General features: G+C 60.9%; 7 protein-coding genes. 1 reads left to right on the plus strand and 6 read right to left on the minus strand.

The features are described 5' to 3' along the window. The 6 genes from DOU50_RS01905 to DOU50_RS01930 all read right to left on the minus strand — a co-directional run. On the minus strand, positions 1-921 hold a 921-nt coding region (locus DOU50_RS01905), incomplete at its 3' end, for an ABC transporter ATP-binding protein (RefSeq protein ID WP_148768651.1). Then, positions 921-1,814 (minus strand): D,D-dipeptide ABC transporter permease, encoded by an 894-nt coding sequence (ddpC, locus tag DOU50_RS01910; protein WP_047647662.1) that lies wholly within the window; start codon positions 1,812-1,814, stop codon positions 921-923. The genes ddpC and DOU50_RS01905, both read right to left, overlap by 1 nt. Continuing rightward, positions 1,811-2,833, minus strand: a complete 1,023-nt coding sequence (locus DOU50_RS01915) for an ABC transporter permease (protein ID WP_024909542.1) — start codon at positions 2,831-2,833, stop codon at positions 1,811-1,813. The genes ddpC and DOU50_RS01915 overlap by 4 nt, the downstream gene beginning before the upstream one ends. Before the next feature lie 23 nt (positions 2,834-2,856). Continuing rightward, positions 2,857-4,389, minus strand: a complete 1,533-nt coding sequence (locus DOU50_RS01920) for an ABC transporter substrate-binding protein (protein ID WP_024909541.1) — start codon at positions 4,387-4,389, stop codon at positions 2,857-2,859. Between the two features lie 15 nt (positions 4,390-4,404). After that, positions 4,405-4,980, minus strand: coding sequence for a D-alanyl-D-alanine dipeptidase (gene ddpX, locus DOU50_RS01925; protein ID WP_024909540.1), 576 nt, complete (start codon positions 4,978-4,980; stop codon positions 4,405-4,407). Positions 4,981-4,992: 12 nt separating this feature from the next. Further along, entirely contained in the window at positions 4,993-5,847 is an 855-nt protein-coding gene (locus tag DOU50_RS01930; protein WP_032647349.1) for a MurR/RpiR family transcriptional regulator, read from the minus strand. 264 nt (positions 5,848-6,111) lie between these two features. Between DOU50_RS01930 and DOU50_RS01935 the strand changes: the two genes are divergently transcribed. Beyond that, on the plus strand, positions 6,112-7,079 hold a 968-nt coding region (locus tag DOU50_RS01935), incomplete at its 3' end, for an alpha/beta hydrolase (RefSeq protein WP_148768652.1).

The following is a 7,079-nucleotide window of genomic DNA, read 5'->3' on the forward strand; positions in this document are numbered from 1 at the left end:
CTGTAAGCGCGGCGTTTCGCTGCATTTCGCCCCGGCGGCAAAGCAGCGCTCGCGGAACGCGCATCCCTGCGGAAGCTGGCTGAGGTTGGGGACCGTGCCGGGGATGGCGGGAAGCGGGGCGCGCGGCTGGCCGTTTTCCGGCGCGCACTGCAGCAGGCCGATGGAATAAGGATGAACAGGCTGATGGATCAGCGTTTGCGTGGCACCGCTCTCGATCACGCTGCCCGCATACATCACGTACACTCTGTCGCAGAGCTGGGACACCACGGCCATATCGTGGCTGATAAACAGCACCGAGGTGCCGCTGGCCCGTGCCTTGTGCTTCAGCAGGCGCAGCACCTGCAGCTGGACGGTGACGTCCAGCGCGGTGGTCGGTTCGTCGGCGATAATCAGCTCCGGCTCGCAGGAGAAGGCAAGGGCGATCATCACCCGCTGGCGCATCCCGCCGGACAGCTCAAACGGATAGCGCGCCATGACCGCCTTCGCATCCGGGATTTGCATCTCTTCCAGCAGGGTAATCGCCTTCTGTTGCGCCTCATGCCGGGAAAGCGGCTGATGCTGGCGGATCACCTCGACCATCTGTTTGCCAATTCGCCGCGTCGGGTTGAGGGCAGTCATCGGCTCCTGAAAAATCATCGCGACCTTTGCGCCGCGCCACTGGCGAAGCTGTTTCTCGGATGCCGTCAGGACATTTTCGCCGAGTAATTTCACCTGACCATGATGAATGCGGTAGCTGCCTTCCGGCAGCAGACGCATGGCGAGCATGGCGGTCACCGATTTACCCGAACCGGATTCGCCCACCACGCCGACAATTTCACCCCTGCCGATCTCCAGCGAGACGTGGTTCAGCGCGTGAACCTCGCCGCGAAAAATCGGGAAGCTCAGATGCAGGTCTTCAATCTTGAGTACCGGATCGGTCATCACTGTTTACCTCCCGATTTCGGATCCAGCAGATCGCGGATACCGTCGCCAAACAGGTTAAAGCCCACGGCGGTTATCAAAATCGCCGCACCGGGAAACGCGCAGTACCACCACTGGTCCAGAACGTAGTTACGGCCGACGGCCACCATCGCGCCCCATTCGGCGGTGGGCTGCTGCGCCCCCAGGCCAATAAACCCCAGCGTGGCGGCCATCAGGATGGCGCTGCCGATGTCCAGCGACGCCTGCACAATTAGCGGCGGCAGGGCGTTGCGCAGGATATGCCAGCGGATCAAATGCCAGCGGGACGCGCCAAAGGTGCGGGCGGCCTGCACGTAGGTAAACTGGCGCACCACCAGGGTTTGCCCGCGCGCCAGCCGGACGTAAAACGGAATGCGGACAATCGCAATCGCCAGCATGGCGTTAAACAGGCTCGGCCCGAGCGCGGCGGCCAGCGCCATGGTCAGCACCAGGGAGGGAATCGAGAGCATAATGTCCATCACCCGCATGATGATTGCGTCGCCGCGCCCGCCGAGCACGCCGGACAGACAGCCCAGCAGCGAGCCAATGCCGCCCGCAATCACCACCACCGCCAGCCCGGCAGTAATCGACTGCTGGCTGCCCGTCAGCACGCGGCTGAACAGGTCGCGGCCCACCTCGTCGGTACCAAACCAGTGCTGCGCAGAAGGCGCCTGCAGGCGGGCGGTCAGATCCAGCGCGTTCGGGTCATGCGGCACAATCCACGGTGAGGCCACCATCAGGAAGAGCATCGCAATCATAATGACGCCGCCGACGATCGTGAGCGGGCTTTGACGCAGCATCCAGAACAGCTTTGCCCAGTTGATGCGTTGTCTGGCGGTTTTAACCGGGACGGGCGTTTCCTGCGTTAACATCATTCGGCACCTCCGCGCCCGATTCGCGGGTCAATCCACAGGTAAAGCAGATCGACCACCAGATTAACCAGCACGTAGGCCAGCGAAACCACGACGGCAAAGCCCATCACGGCAGGGAAATCGAGCGCCTGAATGGAGGTCACCACCCAGGCGCCCATGCCCGGCCAGGCAAAGACGGTTTCGGTCAGCACGGCGCCGTACAGCAGATCGCCCAGCGCCAGCCCGAGCACGGTAATCGATGGGATCATCGCATTGGGCAGGGCATAGCGCAGGACGATATACCAGCCGGGCAGGCCGCTGGCGCGCGCGGTGCGGATATAGTCCTCGCTAAGCTGCTCCAGCATCGCGGAACGGACCTGACGCGCCACGATGCCCAGGTGAACAAACGCCAGCGTCAGCGAGGGCAAAATCAGGTGCTGCAGCGCATTGAAAAAGACCTCTCCGTTACCTTCCAGCAGTGCGTCCAGCAGATAAAAGCCGGTGACATGGGCAGGCGGGTCGAGCCAGTCGTCCAGCCTGCCGCCGCCCGGCAGGATCTGCAGGTGTCCGTAGAACAGGACAATGACGCCCAGACCGAGCCAGAAGGCCGGCGTGGAGATCCCGGTCATCGCCATTAAACGCACCAGATGATCCAGCCAGCGGTTGCGGTAAACCGCCGACAAAATCCCCAGCGGCACGCCGATGACCAGCGCCAGCACCAGAGAACAAAAAGCCAGTTCCAGCGTGGCGGGGAAAAAGGCCTTCAGGTCTTCAGCGACCGGACGCCCGGTACGGATGGAGGTGCCTAAATCACCGTGGGCCAGGGCGTCCACGTAGCGGCCAAACTGTATATACAGCGGCTGATCCAGCCCTAACTGCTGGCGGATGTTCTGCACGATTTCGTCGCTGGCGCGATCGCCGGCCAGCAGACGGGCCGGATCGCCGGGGATCAGGTGTGAAATAATAAAAGTGATAATACAGACACCGGCCACCACCAGGAGTAACCCCCAGCAGCGCTGGCGCACGATGCTCCAGAACGTCATACACTTTCCCCCGGCGAGAACCGTTATTTACTCATGGTGGCGATGTTGAACACCTGCTCGAGCATTGGATTAAAGGTGAAGCCTTTGACCTCTTTGTTCATCGCCAACTGGTAGTTCTTCTGGAACAGATAAACGTAGGCCGCCTCGTCGATGACCACCTTTTGCGCCTGCTGGTAATCTTTGGTGCGTTCCGCCTGGTCGGTGGTTTTCAGCGCCGCCTGCAGCAGGGAATCGACCTCTTTGTTCTCATAGAACGACCGGTTGCCCGGCAGCCCTTTTTTGTCCGATTCGAACCAGTAGTTCATGAACATGTACGGGTCGGCAAAGTCCGGGCTCCAGTTGCCGATGGCAATGTCGTAATCGCCTTTTCCGACGCGGTCGCGCATGGTGGCGTTGGCCAGTTTTTCCAGCTTGACGTTAATGCCGATTTTGCCAAGGCTGGCCTGCGTCGAGAGGGCGATAGGCTCCCAGTTCGGATCGTTGTCCGAGTAGAGGAAGGTCAGGCTGGCGGGCTTATCTTTGACCTTCTCCAGCGCCGCTTTAGCTTTGGCCTCATCGAAGCTGTACTGCATTGCCGTGGCGTCAAAGCCCCACATGCCTTCCGGGATCGGGCCGCGCATCTGCTTGCCGTTGCCGCTCAGAATGCCTTTCACCATCCCCTGATAGTCCGTCGCCCAGGAGACCGCGCGGCGTAAATCGACCTGGTTGAGCGGCGCTTTGCTGTTGTTGAGATAGAGGTAAGTCACGCGCAGGGACGGGTATTCGGCGACGGCCACTTTCCCTTCCTGCTTCAGGGCCGCAAGCTGATCGACCGGAAGTGAGTCGGCAATGTCCAGGTCACCGCGGGAAAGCTGCAGACGACGCGATGCGCTCTCACCGATAATTTTTACCGAGACGCGCTTGAAGTGTGGCTTCTCACCCTGCCAGTGGGGGTTTGGCACCAGCACCAGCTGCTGGCCTTTCTGCCAGCTCTTCAGCATAAACGGTCCGGAGCCGGCGGTGTTTTGCGCCAGATAGCCGCGCGCATCGTCCGCGGCATTGGCCTTCAGCACCGTCGGGTTAATGATGGAGGCGCCGTCGTTCGCCAGGGTGTAGAGGAAAGGCGCGAACGGCTGGCTGAGGGTGAACTTCACCGTATGCTCATCAACGGCATCAATTTTCAGATCTTTCGGGAAGGCTTCGGACGGCCCCTGGCTGAGCTTCAGCAGGCGCTCAAAGGAGAGTTTGACCGCCTCGGCGGTGACCGGTGTGCCGTCGGAGAATTTGGCGTTATCCGCCAGGGTGAAGGTCCACTCTTTCTGGTCGTCGGACGCCTTCCAGCCCGTCGACAGATCGCCTTCCACCTCGGTAGAGCCTGGCTTGTACTTGACCAGACGCTGGTAGGACGGATAGGTGACGGTCCAGTCGTTGTTATCAATGGTGATGGCCGGATCGAGCGTTTGTGGGTCAGCGGCTTTGCCGATCGCCAGCATGTCTTTCGGGACGGCAGCCAGCGCCAGCGGGGCACTCAGGGCCAGCGTGGCGGCGATCAGAGTCGAGATAAGCGATGTTTTCATGGCAGTGCTCCAGGTTTAAAGAGGGGTGTGCGTCAGTGGAAAACAGGCAAAACGGTCGTCAAGCAGCGGGTAGCTGGCGGCATTCGGCAGTTCAAAGTGCCACCATTCGCTGCTGATACCCACAAAACCGCCGCCAAACATGATGGCGTTCAACAGCAGACGGTTGCGCTGGGCGTGCGGCGGCACGGAGGGGTGATACGGATGCGATCGGTCATGCATTTCATCAAAACCGGCCCCCATATCCAGCACGGCGTTATGTTCATCCATCAGGGTCACGTCGATGGCCGTGCCGCGGCTGTGATTGGAGCCAATCGCCACGTCGACCACGTATTCCGGGTTCGGACAGGCATCCCACAGCTGAGCCTGCGCCTGCTGCGGCCGATAGGCGTCGTAGACCACCAGCTTCAGACCGGCCAGAGAGGCAATGCTGATGGCTTTTGCCAGGGCGGTGGCCGCGTCGGTATGCAGCAGGCACAGCGCCTCCTGATAGATCGGGCGGCCGGTGATGTTGTCGGCGGTGGCGTACTTCAGATCGATATGCAGCGTGGGAAACGTCTTCGCCACATCAATCAGTTCACTCTCTTCGGGCATAGCTCCGCTCCTTTAGCGTTCGAATTGACCAAACTCTTGTTGTAATTGTCGGTTTACCGCCAGACGCGCCGGGAGCGCCTCACCCAGCGCTTCCACCACGCCCGACAGCAGCAGGTTGAACAGACAGCTCACCGGGGCAAGTGAATCCCAGAAATGACCGGTATCGGTTTTCACCTGCAGTAAATCAATCGGGTAATCCCGCGCCCACGGGCACCAGATGTCGGTGATTAAGGCCAGCGGAATGCCTTTCTCGCTCGCGACGCGGCAGTACTGGCGAGCCATCGTGGAGTAGGTGCGCGTGTCGGTCAGCACGACATAAGGGTGCGCAAACCCGGAGTTCAGGGATTCCACCCAACTGCCGGAAGCGCCCTCCGAATAGCTCACGCGCGGGCGGAGGTATTCAAGGTGGCTGAAGAAGGCATTGGCAATCCCGCGCGTGGACTGGATCCCCAGCACAAACACCGCGTCCGCGTGGGCGAGGTTGTGCACCACCTGACGAAAAGCGTCCGTTTGCGCCAGCTGATACACCTGCGTAATGGCATCCACCTCCAGCGACAGAGCATGCTGAAGGCGATTGGGCAGGGGGCGCTGCTGCTGCCAGGAGTCGAGGCGCTCGTTCATGCCCCAGGGCTGGTACGGATCGCGCAGGCTCTTTTTGGCATCCTCCAGGTTGCGATACCCCAGCTTGCGCAGGAAGCGACCGACGGTAATTCCGCTGGTCCCGCTTGCCAGCCCGACGCTCTCCGCCGTTTCAAACGGGATTTGCGCGGCGTGCGCCAGCAGCCAGCTCCCGACCCGCTTTTCGCTGGGTGTCAGCTGGCTGAAGGTCGCTTCGATACGGCTCAACATCTCAGGTTTCGTCGTCATACCGCCTCGCTGTTAACTGGCTGTCAATGGCCGAAAATGTGTTACCTGGTTAACAATGCATGACGCGTGCCATGTTCACAGGCGGGTGAAACCCCGCTGCGCAGTAAACTTCATGCAGTATTTGGTTAACCAATGATCAACATTTGTGCAGCGTAGTTCACTTTTGGTGCACTGTCTGACCGTGCAGGTATGAATTTGGTGAATACGTCAGCCTGTTCACATTTTTGATAAGATAGAAGCACTGAGAACATAAAAGGATCCCTCATGGCGAATTTGCCCTGGCGAGTCAGCGTGCGCCTGATCGCGCTTGCAAAGAAAACAGGAATGGTCGTGGGGATCGTTCTGGTCGTTCTGCTGGCGGTGCGGGTGTATCTCTCGCAGCAGGGGCCGGAACTGCATCTCTGGCATACCTGGCGGGCCGATGAGATGTCCGTGCGCGAGCTGGATAACGCCGACTTTGCCGGGTACCTCGCGCGGGAAAAGGCGATTTTCACCGATCTGGATAACGCGGTGACGGCGAAAACAGCGGGCGAGGAACAAACCCCGTTAAACCGCTATTACCGTCATAGCCTGGTGTGGCCCGGTCAGTTTGCCCCCGATGCCAACCGCTCCTTTGTGCTGATGCCAGCCGGCAAGCCCCGCGGCGCGGTGGTGCTACTGCACGGGTTGACGGATTCGCCATACAGCGTCAGGCGCCTTGCCGTGAACTATCAGCAGCACGGCTTTGTGGCCGTGGTCCCGCGTCTTCCCGGACACGGCACCGCGCCCGGCGCGCTGACGGATGTTGACTGGGAAATGTGGCTGGCGGCCACGCGCCTTGCCGTACGGGAAGCCACGCGCCTGGCGGGTGATGCTGTGCCTCTGCATCTGGTGGGCTACTCCAACGGCGGGGCGCTGGCGATGAAATATGCCCTCGATGCGCTGGACGCGCCAGCGCTGCGTAAACCGCAGCAGGTGATCCTGCTCTCACCGATGATTGGCGTGACGGCCTTTGCGCGGTTCGCCGGTTTTGCCGGGCTACCGGCGCTGCTGCCGCCGTTTGCCAAAGCGGCCTGGCTGAATATCTCCCCGGAATATAATCCGTATAAATACAACTCTTTCCCGGTGAACGCCGCCCGCCAGTCGTGGCTGCTGACGAAGGCCCTGCAGGAGCAAATTGGCCGCGCGGCGCGGGAGCAACGGCTGGCGCAGCTCCCGCCGGTTCTGGCGTTCCAGTCGGTGATGGATTCTAC

This window comes from Enterobacter sp. C6, from assembly GCF_008122455.1.
GTDB classification, from domain to species: domain Bacteria; phylum Pseudomonadota; class Gammaproteobacteria; order Enterobacterales; family Enterobacteriaceae; genus Enterobacter; species Enterobacter pseudoroggenkampii.

What these genes read in the sequence shown, in the direction of transcription:
- ddpX (WP_024909540.1), bottom strand. Translation starts at nt 4,980, where the DNA reads ATGCCCGAAGAGAGTGAACTGATTGATGTGGCGAAGACGTTTCCCACG.
- DOU50_RS01920 (WP_024909541.1), bottom strand. Translation starts at nt 4,389, where the DNA reads ATGAAAACATCGCTTATCTCGACTCTGATCGCCGCCACGCTGGCCCTG.
- DOU50_RS01930 (WP_032647349.1), bottom strand. Translation starts at nt 5,847, where the DNA reads ATGACGACGAAACCTGAGATGTTGAGCCGTATCGAAGCGACCTTCAGC.
- ddpC (WP_047647662.1), bottom strand. Translation starts at nt 1,814, where the DNA reads ATGATGTTAACGCAGGAAACGCCCGTCCCGGTTAAAACCGCCAGACAA.
- DOU50_RS01915 (WP_024909542.1), bottom strand. Translation starts at nt 2,833, where the DNA reads ATGACGTTCTGGAGCATCGTGCGCCAGCGCTGCTGGGGGTTACTCCTG.